Annotated in this window: 15 protein-coding genes; 9 read left to right on the forward strand and 6 right to left on the reverse strand. The window is 38.8% G+C overall.

Annotation, left to right across the window (positions count from 1 at the left end):
• Positions 1 to 44 precede the first annotated feature (44 nt).
• The gene (locus tag DK858_RS01340; protein ID WP_109395887.1) at positions 45 to 380 is read right to left on the reverse strand and encodes a YceK/YidQ family lipoprotein; all 336 of its coding nucleotides are present in this window, start codon (positions 378 to 380) and stop codon (positions 45 to 47) included.
• 392 nt (positions 381 to 772) lie between these two features.
• Between DK858_RS01340 and DK858_RS01345 the strand changes: the two genes are divergently transcribed.
• Positions 773 to 2,431, forward strand: a complete 1,659-nt coding sequence (locus DK858_RS01345) for a putative transporter (RefSeq protein ID WP_109395888.1) — start codon at positions 773 to 775, stop codon at positions 2,429 to 2,431.
• A gap of 265 nt (positions 2,432 to 2,696) precedes the next feature.
• Here DK858_RS01345 and DK858_RS01350 read toward each other — a convergent pair whose 3' ends face one another.
• Positions 2,697 to 3,956, reverse strand: coding sequence for a valine--pyruvate transaminase (locus DK858_RS01350; RefSeq protein ID WP_109395889.1), 1,260 nt, complete (start codon positions 3,954 to 3,956; stop codon positions 2,697 to 2,699).
• 170 nt (positions 3,957 to 4,126) lie between these two features.
• A complete protein-coding gene (locus tag DK858_RS01355) occupies positions 4,127 to 4,711 on the reverse strand; it encodes a DNA-3-methyladenine glycosylase I (protein ID WP_109395890.1) in 585 nt (194 codons plus the stop codon).
• 235 nt (positions 4,712 to 4,946) lie between these two features.
• Here DK858_RS01355 and glyQ point away from each other — a divergent pair, with 235 nt between their 5' ends.
• Both glyQ and glyS read left to right on the forward strand, forming a co-directional pair.
• Positions 4,947 to 5,852: a glycine--tRNA ligase subunit alpha gene (gene glyQ, locus DK858_RS01360; RefSeq protein WP_109395891.1), complete on the forward strand. Its 906-nt coding sequence runs from the start codon at positions 4,947 to 4,949 to the stop codon at positions 5,850 to 5,852.
• Between the two features lie 9 nt (positions 5,853 to 5,861).
• Positions 5,862 to 7,934 (forward strand): glycine--tRNA ligase subunit beta, encoded by a 2,073-nt coding sequence (gene glyS, locus DK858_RS01365; protein ID WP_109395892.1) that lies wholly within the window; start codon positions 5,862 to 5,864, stop codon positions 7,932 to 7,934.
• 56 nt (positions 7,935 to 7,990) lie between these two features.
• On the opposite strand, the gene DK858_RS01370 is transcribed toward glyS, so the two are convergent.
• The 3 genes from DK858_RS01370 to DK858_RS01380 form a co-directional block, all read right to left on the reverse strand.
• The gene (locus DK858_RS01370) at positions 7,991 to 8,431 is read right to left on the reverse strand and encodes a hypothetical protein (RefSeq protein ID WP_109395893.1); all 441 of its coding nucleotides are present in this window, start codon (positions 8,429 to 8,431) and stop codon (positions 7,991 to 7,993) included.
• Positions 8,421 to 9,308: an endonuclease/exonuclease/phosphatase family protein gene (locus tag DK858_RS01375; RefSeq protein ID WP_109395894.1), complete on the reverse strand. Its 888-nt coding sequence runs from the start codon at positions 9,306 to 9,308 to the stop codon at positions 8,421 to 8,423. The genes DK858_RS01370 and DK858_RS01375 overlap by 11 nt, the downstream gene beginning before the upstream one ends.
• Before the next feature lie 217 nt (positions 9,309 to 9,525).
• On the reverse strand, positions 9,526 to 10,812 hold the full coding sequence (locus tag DK858_RS01380) for a DUF3748 domain-containing protein (protein WP_109395895.1): 1,287 nt from the start codon (positions 10,810 to 10,812) through the stop codon (positions 9,526 to 9,528).
• 136 nt (positions 10,813 to 10,948) lie between these two features.
• On the opposite strand from DK858_RS01380, the gene DK858_RS01385 reads away from it, so the two are divergent.
• The 6 genes from DK858_RS01385 to recG all read left to right on the forward strand — a co-directional run bounded on the left by DK858_RS01385 (position 10,949) and on the right by recG (position 17,798).
• Complete coding sequence (locus DK858_RS01385; RefSeq protein WP_006534609.1) at positions 10,949 to 11,566, forward strand: trimeric intracellular cation channel family protein; 618 nt, start codon at positions 10,949 to 10,951, stop codon at positions 11,564 to 11,566.
• A 305-nt stretch (positions 11,567 to 11,871) separates the two neighbouring features.
• Positions 11,872 to 12,495: a guanylate kinase gene (gene gmk / locus DK858_RS01390; RefSeq protein ID WP_109395896.1), complete on the forward strand. Its 624-nt coding sequence runs from the start codon at positions 11,872 to 11,874 to the stop codon at positions 12,493 to 12,495.
• A gap of 54 nt (positions 12,496 to 12,549) precedes the next feature.
• Positions 12,550 to 12,825, forward strand: a complete 276-nt coding sequence (gene rpoZ / locus DK858_RS01395; protein ID WP_004246820.1) for a DNA-directed RNA polymerase subunit omega — start codon at positions 12,550 to 12,552, stop codon at positions 12,823 to 12,825.
• A 29-nt stretch (positions 12,826 to 12,854) separates the two neighbouring features.
• Positions 12,855 to 14,981, forward strand: a complete 2,127-nt coding sequence (spoT, locus tag DK858_RS01400) for a bifunctional GTP diphosphokinase/guanosine-3',5'-bis pyrophosphate 3'-pyrophosphohydrolase (RefSeq protein WP_109395897.1) — start codon at positions 12,855 to 12,857, stop codon at positions 14,979 to 14,981.
• Positions 14,982 to 14,983: 2 nt separating this feature from the next.
• Entirely contained in the window at positions 14,984 to 15,706 is a 723-nt protein-coding gene (trmH, locus tag DK858_RS01405; protein ID WP_109395898.1) for a tRNA (guanosine(18)-2'-O)-methyltransferase TrmH, read from the forward strand.
• A 4-nt stretch (positions 15,707 to 15,710) separates the two neighbouring features.
• The gene (gene recG, locus DK858_RS01410) at positions 15,711 to 17,798 is read left to right on the forward strand and encodes an ATP-dependent DNA helicase RecG (RefSeq protein ID WP_109395899.1); all 2,088 of its coding nucleotides are present in this window, start codon (positions 15,711 to 15,713) and stop codon (positions 17,796 to 17,798) included.
• Positions 17,799 to 17,947: the final 149 nt, after the last annotated feature.

Consider the following 17,947-nt stretch of genomic DNA (forward strand, 5'->3'; position numbering starts at 1 on the left):
ACTAAATATAATTACTTATTTAGTATTTAGTCATTAATTTGATATTAATTCTTATTTTCATGATTATTATTCGCCGTTTTACTTTCCAATCTTTTTATACGTTCTTTAGGTGAATTATCACTTTTATCATCACCTTGAGTATAATAATCATAGGGTAATAATAAAGTATCTAATACGGCACTAAAAGGGAGATCGAGAATAACCAATGGCTTCATAGCCCATCCGGTTTCATCATCTTTTAGCATTGTCATGTTATTTTTTGTCCCTGAATAAAGTTCTTTATTCGGGCCTGCATGAGTCATAACACTTGAGCAGCCTGTCAGTAATGTCGTCAAAAATGTGACTAATGTTAAATTTTTACTTGTCGTTCTGAATATCATAGGGCACCTATAAAACGAGAGCTGTAGTCAACGCTTTTTATCATATAGTTAAACCTGTTTTCTCTTATAGGACAAGAGAAAGATGATATAAAAAAGCTTAATTTTTCAGTCATTAAATAAATAATTTTAGTGTAAGAAAGTTTCATTTTATCTAATTAAAAAAAACATAATAATATTATTAATGATTATGTTTTGATGATATTAAAATTCAACCTTCATTATTTTAAATTAACACTTTAACGCTATATTTATCTTTCTTGTCGGTTTGATCTCTATATATGTTGAATCTGTGCGATAAGACACAGCAGTTTTCATTATTCTTTGCCAAAATAGGTTTATCGTTTTAGCTCAAATTTTCTCTTTTTTTAGTTTTTGAGTACAGGATCTTTTTTATGAGTGATATTGCATTAACAATGGTGATGTTGTCATTAGCAGGCGCTCTAGGTCTTTGGATTGGCAATATCAAAATTTATCGGGTCAGCCTAGGGATAGGTGGTGTTCTTTTTGGTGGAATTATTATTGGCCACTTTGCTCAGCGCTATAATTTCTTACTCAATGCACAAACCCTTCACTTTATTCAAGAATTTGGGCTTATCCTTTTCGTTTATACTATTGGTATCCAAGTCGGTCCTGGTTTTTTCTCCTCATTACGTGTTTCGGGCTTAAAATTAAACGCCTTTGCTATCTTAATTATTCTTCTCGGCTCAATCATAACCGCGTCTATTTATCGTCTATTTGATGTTCCTTTACCTATTATTTTGGGTATTTTTTCTGGTGCGGTTACCAATACCCCTTCTTTAGGGGCAGGACAGCAAATACTGACTGACCTGAATATCGACCCAGCATCAGTGGGACAAATGGGAATGGGCTATGCCATGGCTTACCCTATGGGGATCTGTGGCATTCTGCTAGTCATGTGGCTTATTCGTGTGTTCTTTAAAATCAACATTGATGAAGAAGCAAAAGCCTTTAGCAACCAACAAAACAGCACTAAAGATGCACTACATACCATTAATATTGCGATTAAAAACCCCAATCTAGATGGCTTATTAATGCAAGATATTCCTCTGCTCAATGAAGATGCCATTGTCTGCTCTCGCTTAAAGCGCGGAGATAATATTATGGTACCTATGCCATCAACAATTATTCAGTTGGGAGATTTACTGCATATTGTAGGTTCAAAAGAAGATCTGAACAAAGTACGCCTAGTTCTTGGTGAAGAGGTCGATGCTTCACTTTCAACATCAACAAATTTATTGCAATCAGTACGGGTCGTTGTAACGAATGATTCTGTTCTCAGTAAGCGTTTAAAAGATCTGGATCTTAAAAGAAAATACGATGTTGTCGTGACTCGACTGAACCGCACAGGTATCGAACTTATTCCAAGCAATAATAGTATGTTGCAGTTCGGGGATATTCTGAATGTCGTTGGACGCCCTGAGTCTATTGAAGCCATTACAGCTCTGTTAGGTAACGCTCGTCAAAAATTAGAACAAGTTCAAATGCTTCCTGTTTTTATTGGTATCGGTTTAGGGGTTTTACTTGGCTCTATTCCTATTTTTATTCCTGGTATTCCTGTGGCACTTAAACTGGGATTAGCAGGTGGTCCTCTTGTTGTTGCCTTAATTTTAGGTCGTATTGGTACATTTGGTAAACTCTATTGGTTTATGCCTCCAAGTGCGAACTTGGCATTACGAGAGCTCGGTATTGTCATGTTTCTTGCGGTGGTAGGGTTAAACTCTGGCGGTGAATTTGTCGAAACATTAATTTATGGTCAAGGCTTGAGTTGGATTGGCTACGGCATTTTGATTACGCTATTACCGTTATTGATTGTTGGCGTGATCGCCAGAGTCTTCTTTAAGCTTAATTATTTAAGCCTCTGCGGAATGTTAGCAGGTTCAATGACAGATCCGCCGGCATTGGCCTTCGCAAATTCAATTCATAGCTCAAGTGGAGCTGCCGCGCTTTCCTATGCGACAGTGTATCCTTTAGCTATGTTTTTACGCATTATAACACCACAATTAATGGCACTTATTATATGGACTTTGTAGTGAAAATAATAAATATATTAAATAGTTGAACCAAACTTGTTATCAAAATCTACATTTAGCTTAGCAGAGTGATAATTAAGGCAATGAATGGCTCCTATTTAAGCCATAGATTTTATAAATGTCTGTTTTAATAGTTCTCGTGCTAAGAAATTTAGATTGAGACGGATTACTAAATTTTTAGTAATCAATTTCTTTCCGTCAAACTTATGCTCAAAAGTCCTCGTTATTGTCTTTGCCCCTTCTTCTCGCTGAAGGGGCATTTTTATTAGATATTCACTGGCTGATAGATGTTCTCGATTTCTTCAGCCAGAATTTTTATTCCTTTCTCAATCAACTCAGGCTCAGGTACATAATTCATTCTCATACATTGATGAGCATGCTCCCATGAATCTTCTAATCCCGGAAAAAAGTAATGTCCCGGCACCATTAATACACCACGTTTTTTCAAACGGCGATAAAGGTCTTCACAAGACACTGGTAAATCTTTAAACCAAAGCCATAAAAAGATCGCACCTTCAGGCTTATGAATAAGGCAACGCTCTTCAGGTAAATAACGACGAATAATATTAATAGTTTCAAGTACTCGTTGATGATAAAAAGGCCCTATCACATCTTGAGATAACCGCATTAAATCATCGCGTTTTAGCATTTCTAATGCCATTGCAGGCCCAATTCCACCGGGTGCGAGGCTAATAATGCCGTTGACATTTGTAATCGCTGAAATCAGCTCTTCATTAGCGATAATAATGCCACAACGAGCACCCGGTAAGCCTAACTTAGACAGACTCATACAGAGAATAGTGTTGTTATTCCAACAAGGTGTTGCTTGAGTGAAAATAATGCCTGGGAAAGGGACGCCATAAGCATTATCTATAATCAGAGGAATATTATGCCGTTTAGCCAAAGCCTCTAGCTTCTCAACTTCATCATCTGTAATAACATTACCCGTTGGGTTTGTTGGTCTTGAAACACAAATAGCCGCAATGTCATCACTGATTTCAAGATGAGCAAAATCAACATGATATTTAAATTGTCCATTCGGTAACATTTCTATTGTTGGCTTATTCGCAACAAATAGATCTTCTTCTAATCCAGAATCAGTATAACCGATGTATTCAGGGGCAATTGGGAAAAGAATTTTCCGTTTTTTCCCATCTTTGGTTGTGCCACCTAATAAATTAAACAGATAGAAAAAAGCACTTTGGCTACCATTAGTTAATGCAATATTTTTCGCCGAGATATTCCAGCCTAGTTTCTCTTTTAAGCATGCTGCCAACGCTTGTAACATGGCATCCTTACCTTGTGGGCCATCATAGTTACAAACCGCATCACTTAATGAGCCATTTTCTGTCATCTCTTTAAGTAATTGGCGAAAATAGCTATCCATTTCAGGAATATGAGCAGGATTTCCGCCCCCAAGCATTACAGCGCCGGGAGTGCGTATCCCTTCATTTAAGTCTTGCATCAAGCGAGCAATGCCTGAATGCTGAGCAAATTTTTGCCCAAATTGCGATAGTTGAGTCATCTTTGCAGGTATCTTCTATGTTGCTTTCTCGTTAAGAAATACCATACCGCGAGCTTTAATTTGCATCAATAGTTATAATTGAAATGATAAAACAGTAATACTAATATGATTTTACATATTGAAACGCAAAACTAAAAATATTCAAGATTAAAGATAACTCAACTCATGTTTTACTTTTTATTGGTGTTCTCATTCTCGCCTTGGCGACAAAAACAAGAGAGAATATGGTCATTTACCATACCAACGGCTTGCATAAAAGCGTAACAAGTTGTTGTACCAACAAATTTAAAACCTTTTTTCTTTAACGTTTTTGCCATTTTATCTGAGACTTCAGTCGATGCAGGTACTTGGGATATATCGTTCCACTGATTAATAATGGGTTTATTATCAACAAATTGCCAAATAAACTGACTAAAATCTTCACCTTGCTCTTCCATTGCCATGAAAATACGTGCGTTATTAATAATGGCTTTAATTTTTCCTTGATGACGAATAATTGCCGGATCTTGCAGTAAAGCTTCAACATCCTTATCTGTCATTTTGGCTATTTTTTCAGGTGAAAAATCAAAAAAGCAGCGACGAAAACCGTCTCTTTTCTTTAGCACGGTATACCAAGATAGACCAGCTTGTTGACCTTCAAGGCAGATCATTTCAAAAAGCTTATATTTATCTCGTTCAGGTTTACCCCATTCTTCATCATGATATGCCAAATATTCAGGATCACTGGTCACCCAATCACAACGCTGCTTATTCATTTTTTCATTCCTTGTTACCAATAACTTTAATAGCATCATTTATATACTGTATAAATATACATGTAAATAGACAAAAAAAATTCAATCCAATTCTTTGAGCATAGTCATAAACTCAATTAAGGGATTATTTTTTTGATCGAGGGAAAATTGCCCGCATTCCTTGCTGTATATCTTTCGTCTAGAAGGTATACTGAAACCTTTCTTTTTATTCTATGTATCGCCATGCGGATATAACATGCAAAAGTTTGATACCAAAACCTTTCAAGGTCTTATCCTGACACTGCAGGATTACTGGGCTCGCCAGGGCTGCACCATTGTCCAACCATTAGATATGGAAGTGGGCGCAGGCACATCACATCCAATGACTTGTTTACGAGCATTAGGTCCAGAGCCTATCGCTGCGGCTTATGTACAACCTTCACGTCGTCCAACAGACGGACGTTATGGTGAAAACCCTAACCGCTTACAGCACTATTACCAATTCCAAGTTATCATTAAACCATCGCCTGATAATATTCAGGAGCTTTATCTTGGCTCATTAAGAGAGTTAGGTTTAGACCCTACAGTCCACGATATTCGTTTTGTGGAAGATAACTGGGAAAACCCAACTCTAGGTGCTTGGGGCTTAGGCTGGGAAGTTTGGCTCAACGGCATGGAAGTGACGCAGTTTACCTATTTCCAACAAGTAGGTGGATTAGAGTGCAAACCAGTTACAGGTGAAATCACTTACGGCTTAGAACGTCTTGCCATGTATATTCAAGGTGTTGATAGCGTTTATGACTTAGTTTGGTGTGATGGCCCATTAGGCAAAACCACCTATGGCGATATCTATCATCAAAACGAAGTTGAACAATCAACTTATAACTTTGAATACGCAGATGTAGACTTCTTATTCTCTTGCTTTGAGCAATATGAAAAAGAAGCTCGTGAGTTGTTAGAGTTAGAAAAACCTCTGCCTTTACCTGCCTATGAACGTATTTTAAAAGCAGGACACACCTTTAACTTATTGGATGCACGTAAAGCTATCTCTGTGACAGAGCGTCAGCGTTATATTTTACGTATCCGTACTTTAACCAAAGCGGTTGCTGAAGCATATTATGCTTCTCGTGAAGCGCTTGGTTTCCCTATGTGTAAAAAGTAAGAGGCTATCATGACAACTGAGACTTTCCTCGTGGAAATCGGCACAGAAGAATTACCGCCGAAAGCGCTTCGTTCTTTAGCCGAATCTTTTGCTGCTAATTTTACTACTGAGCTGGATAACGCAAATATCACCCATGGTGATGTATCTTGGTTTGCAGCTCCTCGCCGTTTAGCCCTTAAAGTGGCGAATATGGCAAAATCACAAGCAGATAGAACTATTGAAAAACGTGGTCCTGCGATTGCTCAAGCATTTGACGCTGATGGCAAACCAACAAAAGCAGCTGAAGGCTGGGCAAGAGGTAATGGTATTACTGTTGACCAAGCAGAGCGCTTATCAACTGATAAAGGTGAATGGTTATTTTATCGTGCAGAAGTAAAAGGTGAAGCGGTTAATCAATTACTGATTGGCATGGTAAATAGTGCATTATCAAAATTACCTATTCCAAAATTAATGCGCTGGGGCGATAAAGAAACTCACTTTGTACGCCCTGTTCATACTGTCACTTTATTATTAGGTGATACTGTTATTGATGGTGAAATTTTAGGTATCCAAAGCGATCGCGTTATTCGTGGTCACCGCTTTATGGGTGAAGCTGAATTCACTATCGATAATGCGGATCAGTATCCTGAAATTCTTTATGAGCGCGGGAAAGTGATTGCTGATTACGAAACGCGTAAATCAATTATTCTTCATGATGCTCGTCTTGCAGCTGAAAAACTTGGCGGTATTGCAGATTTAAGTGATAGCTTAGTTGAAGAAGTCACTTCACTGGTTGAATGGCCGGTTGTGTTAACAGCAAAATTTGAGGAAAAATTCCTTGAAGTGCCTGCTGAAGCACTGGTTTATACCATGAAAGGTGACCAAAAATACTTCCCTGTTTATGACAAGCAAGGCAATTTATTACCTAATTTTATTTTCGTCACTAATATTGAATCTTCTGATCCACAACAGATCATTAACGGTAACGAAAAAGTAGTACGCCCTCGTTTAGCGGATGCTGAGTTCTTCTTTAAAACTGACCGTAAACAACGTTTAGAAGATAACTTACCACGCCTTGAAACCGTATTATTCCAAAAAGATTTAGGTACACTGCGAGATAAAACAGACCGTATTCAAGCATTAGCTGGCTTTATTGCGGGCAAAATGGGTGCTGATGTTAATAAAGCAACCCGTGCAGGCTTACTGTCAAAATGTGACTTAATGACCAATATGGTGTTTGAATTCACAGATACCCAAGGTGTTATGGGTATGCATTATGCTCGTCATGATGGTGAAGCCGAAGAAGTCGCCGTTGCATTGAAAGAACAATATCAGCCTCGTTTTGCAGGTGATGAATTACCGTCTAATCCTGTCGCTAGTGCGCTCGCTATTGCAGAAAAGATGGATACACTTGCGGGTATTTTCGGTATTGGTCAACATCCTAAAGGGGATAAAGACCCATTTGCTCTACGTCGTGCATCATTGGGTGTTTTACGTATTATCGTTGAGCAAGATTTACCGTTAGATATTGCAGATCTGACACAAGAAGCGGTTCGCCTTTACGGTGACAAACTGACGAATAAAAATGTCGTCAGTAATGTGGTTGAATTTATGTTAGGCCGTTTCCGTTCTTGGTATCAAGAACTAGGCTACAGTATTGATACTATTCAAGCAGTATTAGCACGTCGTCCAACACAACCTGCTGACTTCAATGCGCGCGTTAAAGCAGTCACTTATTTCCGTACATTAGAAGAAGCCTCTGCATTAGCAGAAGCCAATAAACGTGTTTCTAATATCTTAGCCAAATCAGCTGATGTAAAACTAAATGACACGGTTTTAGCTTCTGTCTTAAAAGCGCCAGAAGAAGTTCAGTTAGCGGCTAATCTTTCTGTTTTACAAGATAAATTAGCCCCATTATTTGCAGAGCGTAAATACCAAGAAGCTTTAGTTGAACTGGCTTCATTACGTGATGTAGTCAATAACTTCTTTGATAAAGTCATGGTGATGGATAAAGACGATGCGGTTCGTATCAACCGTTTAACCATGTTAAGTCAATTACGCGAACTGTTCTTAAAAGTCGCAGATATTTCTGTTTTACAATAAGTTGTAAAGCTCAGAAAGCGTAAACCGGCATTGTGAAAGCAATGCCGGTTTTTTTATCAAATATCATTATTTTTACTTGAGTTATCTTTGAGAGGATGATGAACAAGCTCCATAATTCTTATCGATTCTCTATCAATGATATTCACAATAATATGTAATAAATCATCAATATCTTTTGCATGAAAAGATTCAATTTCAGTTTCTATTTCAATAGGAAACCCATTTATTTTACTAAAACTATAACCAAATAGTATAAACCCAGACTCATCACTTACATTTACTTTATCGATATAAATAAGCCTTTCACTATTAATAAATTTAGGACAGTAATGATGATTATCTTTAAATAAGATTTTAATTTTATTATTAGTGATCATTTCTAGTTTTTCGATAACTATGCTTATTTTATTTTCTATTTGTTTTTTTATATCAATGATAGATGATGCCCTATCCAATGAAGCCTTTATCTTTTCAAAAAAATTATTTTCATCGTTCATGTGAAATCCTACAAAATATTGGATAATGATCAAACTTTTTAAAGAAAACATCATCAAGGCAGTGATTGTCATCATTTAGTATCCGATAAAAATCAATCTGCTCGAGATCTAACTTAAAACAGTCTTCTCTCCCATATAAAAATGATGAAGAGAAGATCATTTGATCAAAAACATACCATCGACTCATTGAAGCTGAATTATAATAATACGTACCTAAATTATTTGTTTTCTTATCAGACAAAAGATACCAAAATGGATTAAATAATAACTCTCTTTTCTTTTTTATTATGTGGTAATCTCTCGTTGCATATAATGTATTAATCATCGAATCAGAATAAGGTTCTGTATTATAATCTCCCATACAAATAATTTGAGCATCTTTCCCTTGATTTTCAAATAGCTTATCAATACTATTCCTCAACTCTTGGGCTGCTATACGTCTGATTTTATCATCAGCACTGAGTACTGATGGCCAGTGAGATAAAAAGAGTGTGATTATTTTTTGATTTTCAATCTCTTTAAATACAACACTTACACCTACTCTTATTGTTCTATTATCAGGTTGAAGCTTAGTTAAAAATTTACTTGAGATAAACTCTAACTTACTCATCTTATACATTAAAGATATATCAATAAATATACGCCCTATTCTTCCTGATAAATCAATATATTCCATATTTAATTCACAGGCTAATTGTTTAAAATCTAGGTTTTCTTTTTTAGAAATCTCACAAAGTGCAACTATATCCAGTGCTCTTTTTTTTATCATTTTACCAAGGTATTGTTTTGCTAACCCAATATCTTCTATATTTATTTTCTTATTTGATCTTATTGGTGGAGATAATCCCAGATTCCACCAGCATAAATTCAATTCCATTTTTATATATTATTCCATTAATAATAAATTACTTTTAAATATTACTAGTTATTATCTCACTAAAGTTTATTAACTTAGCACAATAAATAAAAATAGAAAAAACAATAAAATAAATCAAAACAAATAAATATTTTAATTCATATTTTAATTATTAGTTTATTATTAAATATGAAGGTATCTTATTATTTAAGATACCTTTTCAATATATTGTAAAGTTTTACAACCCTGTCTCTACTGTAAATATCTGACGATAACCATCAACATCACGCATAAAGGCAATATATTGGTCATCAGGAGAGAATACGACAGCATCACTACTTGGTGCTTGTGCTGTTTTTTCTGTTAGTCGAGTTAACTCACCCGTTTTCACATTACATAACATCACACTATTATCACAAATAAAGGTGAGATATTGTCCGTTACTGTTCCACGTAAACGCTGACTGAATATCCCAATCCTGCGCGGTGACTTGCTTTATTTCTTTCGTAGTTGGCGAAACGGTATATAACTGCACAATACCATGATCATCTTTCATTAAAAAAGCAATCGCATCGCCTTGTGGCGAGCTTCTTAACCAGTGGCGAGGCTGATTTAAAACACCTGCATATTTTCTATTAGTGGTATTCGTTAGGCGAATTTGATGGATGCCTTTAGCCACTGCTGGCATTGTTGTTTCAGTTCCTGCCAGTGGTTTATCACCTTCAATACTGAAAGCCTGATTATCATCCGGTAAATCCACTAAAAAAATTTCAGAAACTTTATCACCCGTTTCACTCACGGTATCGCCAATAAATGCAATAGCCCAACGTTGTTGTGAACCATCCGCCTTAATATAACCCTGAGTACCAACCCAACACTCTTCATAAGCTTTATTAATTTCATCGCTCCCCTTTTGTGGATGAGCGACGGTTTGGCTTATTACAGTGCAAAAATATTCACCGTCATATTCACGTGGGTGTTTTTTAGCAACGTTAACCGCTTTCAGTGGCACAGCAACAGCGACATTACGTTGATCATATTCGCCACCAAGTTCATGCATAATATGATCATTGTAAGTAAAACTTAAACGTGTGCCGTCGGGACTAAATACATGAACATGCGTACCGCCACGTAATGCACCAGCTTGATAAGGTGATGTCAGTGAACAAGCATCAATATTAAATGCACAGTTGTTTTCTGACTCATCAACAATCACACCTCGTCGATGATGAAAGTCATAATGCCATTCATTATCTGGATTTTCTGGTCCATGAATAAAAGCGTAACGCACAGGCTCTGTTGGGCTTACTGTCACAACACCTGCATGCGCTCCTTGTGTCGCGGTGTAAATGATCTGTTGCTGTTTTGTTTTCGCATGAATTTTTTCTATGGTTAGACCTGTAAAAGATCCTCCATTGGGACGTACATCATAGACTAACCACTGGCTATCTGGCGTCCAAACATTTATATTAGTTAGCTGATGATGACGGCTATCAAACGTAATCTGGTGTTCCTGAAAAGACATATTTATCCTTATCGGGAAATAAATTTCCACATTATAAAAACTAATTAATTTTACCTGGCACTAAAAAAATTCAGTCGAGACTTTTTCGCAAGGTAATTATTCTACCCTCACTAAATAGTCAAAAAATTAGAAAATCATGTTACTTAGTGTTCTCTATATTATTGGTATTACTGCAGAAGCCATGACCGGTGCACTTGCTGCTGGTCGTCGTAAAATGGATGTTTTTGGCGTTATTATTATCGCCTCTGCAACTGCCATTGGTGGTGGCTCTGTCAGGGACATTCTACTCGGCCATTACCCGCTGGGCTGGGTAAAACACCCTGAATATATCGTCACTGTTGCATGTGCTGCTGTTATCACCATGTGGGTTGCTCCGATGATGAAACACTTACAGCGACTCTTTCTTATCTTAGATGCCATTGGTCTAATGGTTTTCTCTATTATCGGTGCACAAATCGCACTCGATATGGAGTATGGCCCAATTATTGCTGCTATTGCCGCAGTGATTACAGGTGCCTTTGGTGGTGTATTAAGAGATATGCTTTGTAATACCATTCCTCTCGTATTCCAAAAAGAAATTTATGCCGGTATCGCTTTTGGTGCTGCGTGGCTTTATATGGGATTACTGTTTTACACACCGTTACCAAGAGACGTCATTATCATCATTACCCTAATTGCTGGGTTAACAGCTCGACTTCTCGCTATTCGTTATAAATTGGGCTTACCTGTCTTTAATTACGAGAATCAAGATTAACGAATCGCTATTTTAACGACAGCGGTTCTTTTTGATTCTGTGGGGTATCTCAAAATATAATCTCTTTTCACTATTGTGATAAAAGGTAATTCCTATCACTGAGCCTTTAATTGTATGTTAATATTGACATAGTTTAATTTTTCTCTTGTTTCTATATTAAGAAAATAGAATGTAATAAGAAAAAAATGGCCCTGTATTAAACATGGGCGCTGTATGTCATTCATTGTATGTGTATACTATATGGGGGATTTGCTCCCTAAACATGTATTTATACTTAATTCTCCAGTCAAATTCAGAAAGTCATCATGATCCAAGGAACACTTTATATTGTTTCCGCTCCAAGCGGTGCGGGTAAATCAAGTCTTATTCAAGCGCTGTTAAAAACACAGCCTTTATATGACACGCAGGTTTCTGTCTCTCATACAACCCGCCCAATGCGACCGGGAGAGAACCATGGTGAACATTACTTCTTTGTTACTGAAGAAGAATTTAAAAGCATGATAGAGAGTGGGGATTTCCTCGAACATGCTTGTGTTTTTGGTAACTATTACGGAACATCCGGCAAAGTTATCAAAGAAATTTTAGCCAGTGGTGTCGATGTCTTTTTAGATATCGACTGGCAAGGCGCACAGCAAGTGCGTAAAGCGATGCCAGAAGCTCGCAGTATTTTTATTTTGCCACCGTCAAAAGAAGAGCTTTATCGCCGACTTCGTGGACGAGGGCAAGATAGCGAAGAAGTGATTACAAAACGTATGTCACAAGCTGTATCGGAAATGGAACATTTTAATGAGTATGATTATTTGCTGATTAATGATGATTTCAATACCGCGCTTGCTGATTTACAATCAATTATTCGTTCTGAAAAATTACGCCTTGATCGTCAAACGCTACGACATGGTGATTTAATCAGCAAATTATTGGCAGACTGAGTTAACTTTCAGTATTATGCCCAGTCATTTCGTTAATGGTGGAGTAACACAAATATGGCACGCGTAACCGTTCAAGACGCTGTAGAGAAAATTGGTAACCGTTTTGACCTCGTTCTGGTCGCAGCACGTCGTGCGCGTCAGTTACAAGTTGGCGCTAAAGACCCTTTAGTTCCAGAAGAAAATGATAAAATGACTGTTATCGCGCTACGTGAAATTGAAGAAGGACTGATTAACGGTAAAATTCTTGATGCTCGTGAACGTCAAGAGCAGCAAGAGCAAGAAGCAGCAGAATTACAAGCTGTTTCAGCGATTGCGGAAGGTCGTCGTTAATCGTTTTATAAAATAGGGGTAGGTCTGCCTTGTACCTGTTTGAAAGCCTGAATCAAATCGTTCAAAAATACTTGCCATCGGAGCAAGTTGAACAACTTAAAAAAGCCTTTATCGTCGCCCGAAATGCCCACGAGGGACAAACTCGTTCAAGTGGTGAGCCTTATATTACTCACCCTGTTGCGGTTGCGTGTATTCTTGCAGATATGCGATTAGACCACCAAACGCTGATGGCGGCGCTGTTGCATGATGTTATCGAAGATACACCTGCAACCTTCCAAGATATCGAAAACCTGTTTGGTAGTACGGTGGCCGATCTTGTTGAAGGCGTGTCTAAACTTGATAAATTGAAGTTTAGAGACAAAAAAGAGGCTCAGGCTGAAAACTTCCGTAAGATGATTATGGCGATGGTAAAAGATATCCGCGTCATTTTGATCAAGCTGGCAGACCGAACTCACAATATGCGCACTCTGGGATCATTACGCCCAGATAAACGTCGCCGTATTGCTCGTGAAACACTCGAAATTTACAGCCCTCTTGCACATCGTTTAGGTATACACCATATCAAAACAGAGCTTGAAGAGCTGGGTTTCGAGGCACTACATCCTAATCGCTACCGTGTAATCAAAGAAGTCGTTAAAGCTGCTCGAGGCAATCGTAAAGAGATGATTAATAAAATCCTCTCTGAAATTGAAGGTCGCCTGACAGAAGCGCATATCGAATGCAAAGTTAATGGTCGCGAAAAACACCTTTACTCTATCTATCGGAAAATGTTGTTAAAAGAGCAACGTTTTCACTCGATCATGGATATTTACGCCTTTCGCGTTATCGTGAAAGAAGTCGATACCTGTTATCGCGTTTTAGGTCAAATGCACAGTCTTTATAAGCCACGGCCTGGTCGAGTTAAAGACTATATTGCAATCCCAAAAGCCAATGGCTACCAATCTCTTCATACTTCACTAATTGGTCCTCATGGAGTACCCGTTGAAGTGCAAATTCGTACAGAAGATATGGATCAAATGGCCGAAATGGGGGTTGCTGCACATTGGGCTTATAAAGAGCAAGGTGAACAACCAGGCACAACGGCACAAGTTCGAGCTCAACGCTGGATGCAAAGTTTACTTGAATTGCAACAAAGTGCGGGTAGCTCATTTGAATTTATTGAGAACGTAAAATCCGATCTCTTTCCTGATGAAATTTACGTTTTCACCCCCGAAGGTCGCATTGTTGAATTACCTACAGGTGCTACTCCTGTCGATTTTGCTTATGCCGTACACACAGATATTGGCCATGCCTGTGTGGGAGCAAGGGTTGATAGACAACCTTACCCACTTTCACAATCGCTACGCACTGGACAAACGGTTGAAATTATTACCGCGCCAGGCGCAAGACCAAATGCAGCTTGGCTAAACTTTGTCGTCAGTTCAAGAGCACGCTCTAAAATTCGACAACTACTGAAAAACCTAAAACGTGAAGACTCTATTAATTTAGGTCGCCGTTTACTTAATCACGCATTAGGTGAGCACAAGCTTGCTGATATTTCAGCTGAAAATATTGAGCGCGAGTTGAAGCGTATGAAGCTTCATTCAATCGACGACTTAATGGCTGAAATTGGTTTAGGTAATACTATGAGTGTTGTTGTTGCGCGTAATTTATTAATTGATAGCCAAAATCAAGATGAAAACGCACAAACCGAAACAACCAATGATGCCCCCCCTAAACTCCCAATTAAAGGTGCTGATGGCGTATTGATCTCCTTCGCTAAATGTTGTCGCCCTATTCCGGGAGATCCTATCGTTGCACATATTAGCCCGGGCAAAGGTTTGGTTATTCACCATGAGTCTTGTCGTAATATTCGTGGTTACCAAAAAGAGCCTGAAAAATTCATGCCTGTCGAGTGGGACAAAGAGATCAACAGCGATTTCATTACTGAAATTAAAGTCGATATGATTAACCACCAAGGTGCTTTAGCAAACTTAACCGCAGCTATTAATGATGCAAATTCAAGTATTCAAAGTATGAATACAGAAGAGAAAGATGGTCGCGTGTATTGTGCTTTTATTCGCTTAACAGCAAAAGACCGAATTCAATTAGCCAATATCATGCGTAAACTTCGTATCATGCCAGATGTTCTGCGCGTTAGCCGTAATAAAAATTAGTCATGAATTCAATTCGATATGCCCGCATCTGCCAAATGATGGCGATGCGGCAGCCTGATCTTACCGTTTGTCTTGAAGAAGTACATAAATCCCATAATGTTGCTGCCGTCATAAGAACGGCTGATGCTGTAGGGATCCCTAAAATTCATGCTATTTGGCCTGAAGAAAAAATGCGGATGTTAGTCTCCCCAGCAGCAGGAAGTAACAGTTGGGTCAATGTAGAAACGCATCCTACTATTACAGACGCAATTAGCGCCTTTCGTGCCCAAGGTATGCAAGTTCTTGCGACTCATCTCTCAGATAAAGCGGTTGATTTCCGTGAGATTGATTACACTCGCCCAACTTGTATTATTATGGGACAAGAAAAAACAGGTATCTCACAAGATGCTATCGCGCTTGCAGATCAAGATATCATTGTGCCGATGATGGGAATGGTACAATCCCTAAATGTTTCTGTCGCCAGTGCACTAATTTTATATGAAGCACAACGCCAACGTCAGGCTGCGGGTATGTATAATCGAACAGAGAGCGCCTTAACAGAAGAAGAACAACAAATTCTTCTTTTTGAAGGCGGATACCCAGTATTGGCAGAAGTTTCTCGTCGAAAAGGGCTGCCTCGCCCATATATCAATGATAGCGGTGGGATTGAAGCACCTGAGTCATGGTGGGCAGAAATGCAAATGACGCAAAAACAACTTAGGAAATTAAAAAAGACGGAGTATTGATCCCATGAAAGGAAAACTGCTTGATGCAATCCCCTTAACCACTCTTCACGGCGTAGGTGCAAGTCAGGCAGACAAGCTGGCAAAAATAGGGCTTGTGACTATTGAGGATTTATTACTCCACCTTCCTTTGCGTTATGAAGATCAAACGCATCTTTATGCTATCAGCGATCTCCTTCCCGGTATTCCTGCCACAGTTTCTGGCGAAATATTAAGAACAGAAGTTAGTTTTGGTCGGCGCAAAATGATGACCTGCCAAATTTCTGACGGCTCTGGAATTTTAACACTTCGCTTTTTTAACTTTACAGCAGCAATGAAAAACAACCTTGCTCAAGGTAAACAAGTCACTGCATACGGCGAAGTTAAACGGGGAAGTCGCGGACCAGAAATTATTCACCCTGAATACAAAATCAAAGTTGCAGGCTCTGAAATTAAACTGCAAGAAACGCTCACCCCCATCTATTCAACAACGGAAGGCTTACGCCAAACATCACTACGTAAATTAATAGAGCAAGCGTTAGAATTACTTGATACCTGTGCAATTAACGAATTATTACCCGATCAATTTATTCACGGTTTGCCCCCACTAGCCACCGCGCTACGTACACTACATAATCCTCCTCCTGATATCGCTTTTGCAGAGCTTGAAAAAGGACAGCACCCCGCACAAAAAAGGCTAATTATTGAAGAGTTACTGGCTCATAATTTAGGTATGCTCAATGCAAGAGCTGGCGCACAATCTTATCGAGCAGAGCCATTGTTTATGCCAAATACGTCAACATTACGTCAGCAATTTCTTGCATCGCTCCCTTTTACCCCTACGAATGCACAGCAACGTGTCGTCAACGAGATAGAAACAGATTTAGAAAAAGACTATCCGATGATGCGATTGATCCAAGGAGATGTTGGTTCAGGTAAGACTTTAGTTGCCGCACTTAGTGCATTGCGTGCGATTGCTAATGGCAAACAAGTAGCTTTAATGGCCCCAACAGAATTGTTGGCAGAGCAACATGCATTAACCTTTAAAAAATGGTTTGAGCCTTTTGGTATCCAAGTAGGTTGGCTAGCTGGAAAACAGAAAGGAAAAGCACGCGAAACACAGCAAAATGCCATTGCGAATGGTGAAGTATCGATCATTATTGGAACGCACGCTATTTTCCAAGAACAAGTTAAATTCCACTCTCTAGCCTTAGTGATTATTGATGAACAACACCGATTTGGTGTACATCAACGCCTCGCATTATGGAAAAAAGGTGAAGAGCAAGGCTTTCATCCTCATCAATTAGTGATGACAGCAACGCCTATTCCTCGAACATTAGCGATGACGGCCTACGCTGATATGGACACCTCTATCATCGACGAATTACCACCGGGACGCACACCTGTTACCACTGTCGCTATCCCTGATACTCGCCGTAATGACATTATTGAACGCATTAGATTAGCTTGCACAGAAGAAAAGCGACAAGCCTATTGGGTATGTACCTTAATTGAAGATTCTGATGTTCTTGAAGCGCAAGCCGCCCAAGTTATCTATGATGAGCTGACAATTGCGCTCCCTGAAATTAAAGTGGGATTGGTACATGGGCGAATGAAACCCGCAGAGAAACAGGCCGTAATGGCCGCTTTTAAAGAAAATGAACTCCAACTTTTAGTTGCAACAACAGTGATTGAAGTCGGCGTTGACGTCCCTAATGCAAGTTTAATGATCATTGATAACCCAGAACGACTGGGGCTAGCACAGTTACATCAACTACGTGGACGTGTTGGCCGAGGCGCTATCGCCTCGCATTGTGTCTTGTTATATAAAACCCCCCTCACTCAAACAGCACGTTTGCGATTGCAGGTATTAAGAGATAGCAATGATGGTTTTGTGATTGCACAAAAAGATCTCGAAATCCGTGGCCCTGGTGAGCTTTTAGGCACTAAGCAAACGGGTAATGCACAATTTAAAGTCGCTGATTTATTACGTGACCAAGGACTTATTCCCGAAGTTCAGCGTATCGCTCGTTACCTACATCAGCACTATCCTAAGCATTCTCAAGCCTTAATCGAACGCTGGCTACCAGCCAAAACACAATACAGCCAAGCTTAAGGTTACTCTATTGTATGGCTTAGCGTGCGTTTAAACACGCCTGTGAGTGATTTTGAAATATCTGTAAGTTAACACCACATAGAAAAACACCTCAATATCGATATTCAACATTGAGGTGTCCTTTGACGTTTTGACGCTATTTTAATTTA

The sequence above is a fragment of the Proteus faecis genome (genome assembly GCF_003144395.1).
In the GTDB taxonomy this organism is placed as follows: domain Bacteria; phylum Pseudomonadota; class Gammaproteobacteria; order Enterobacterales; family Enterobacteriaceae; genus Proteus; species Proteus faecis.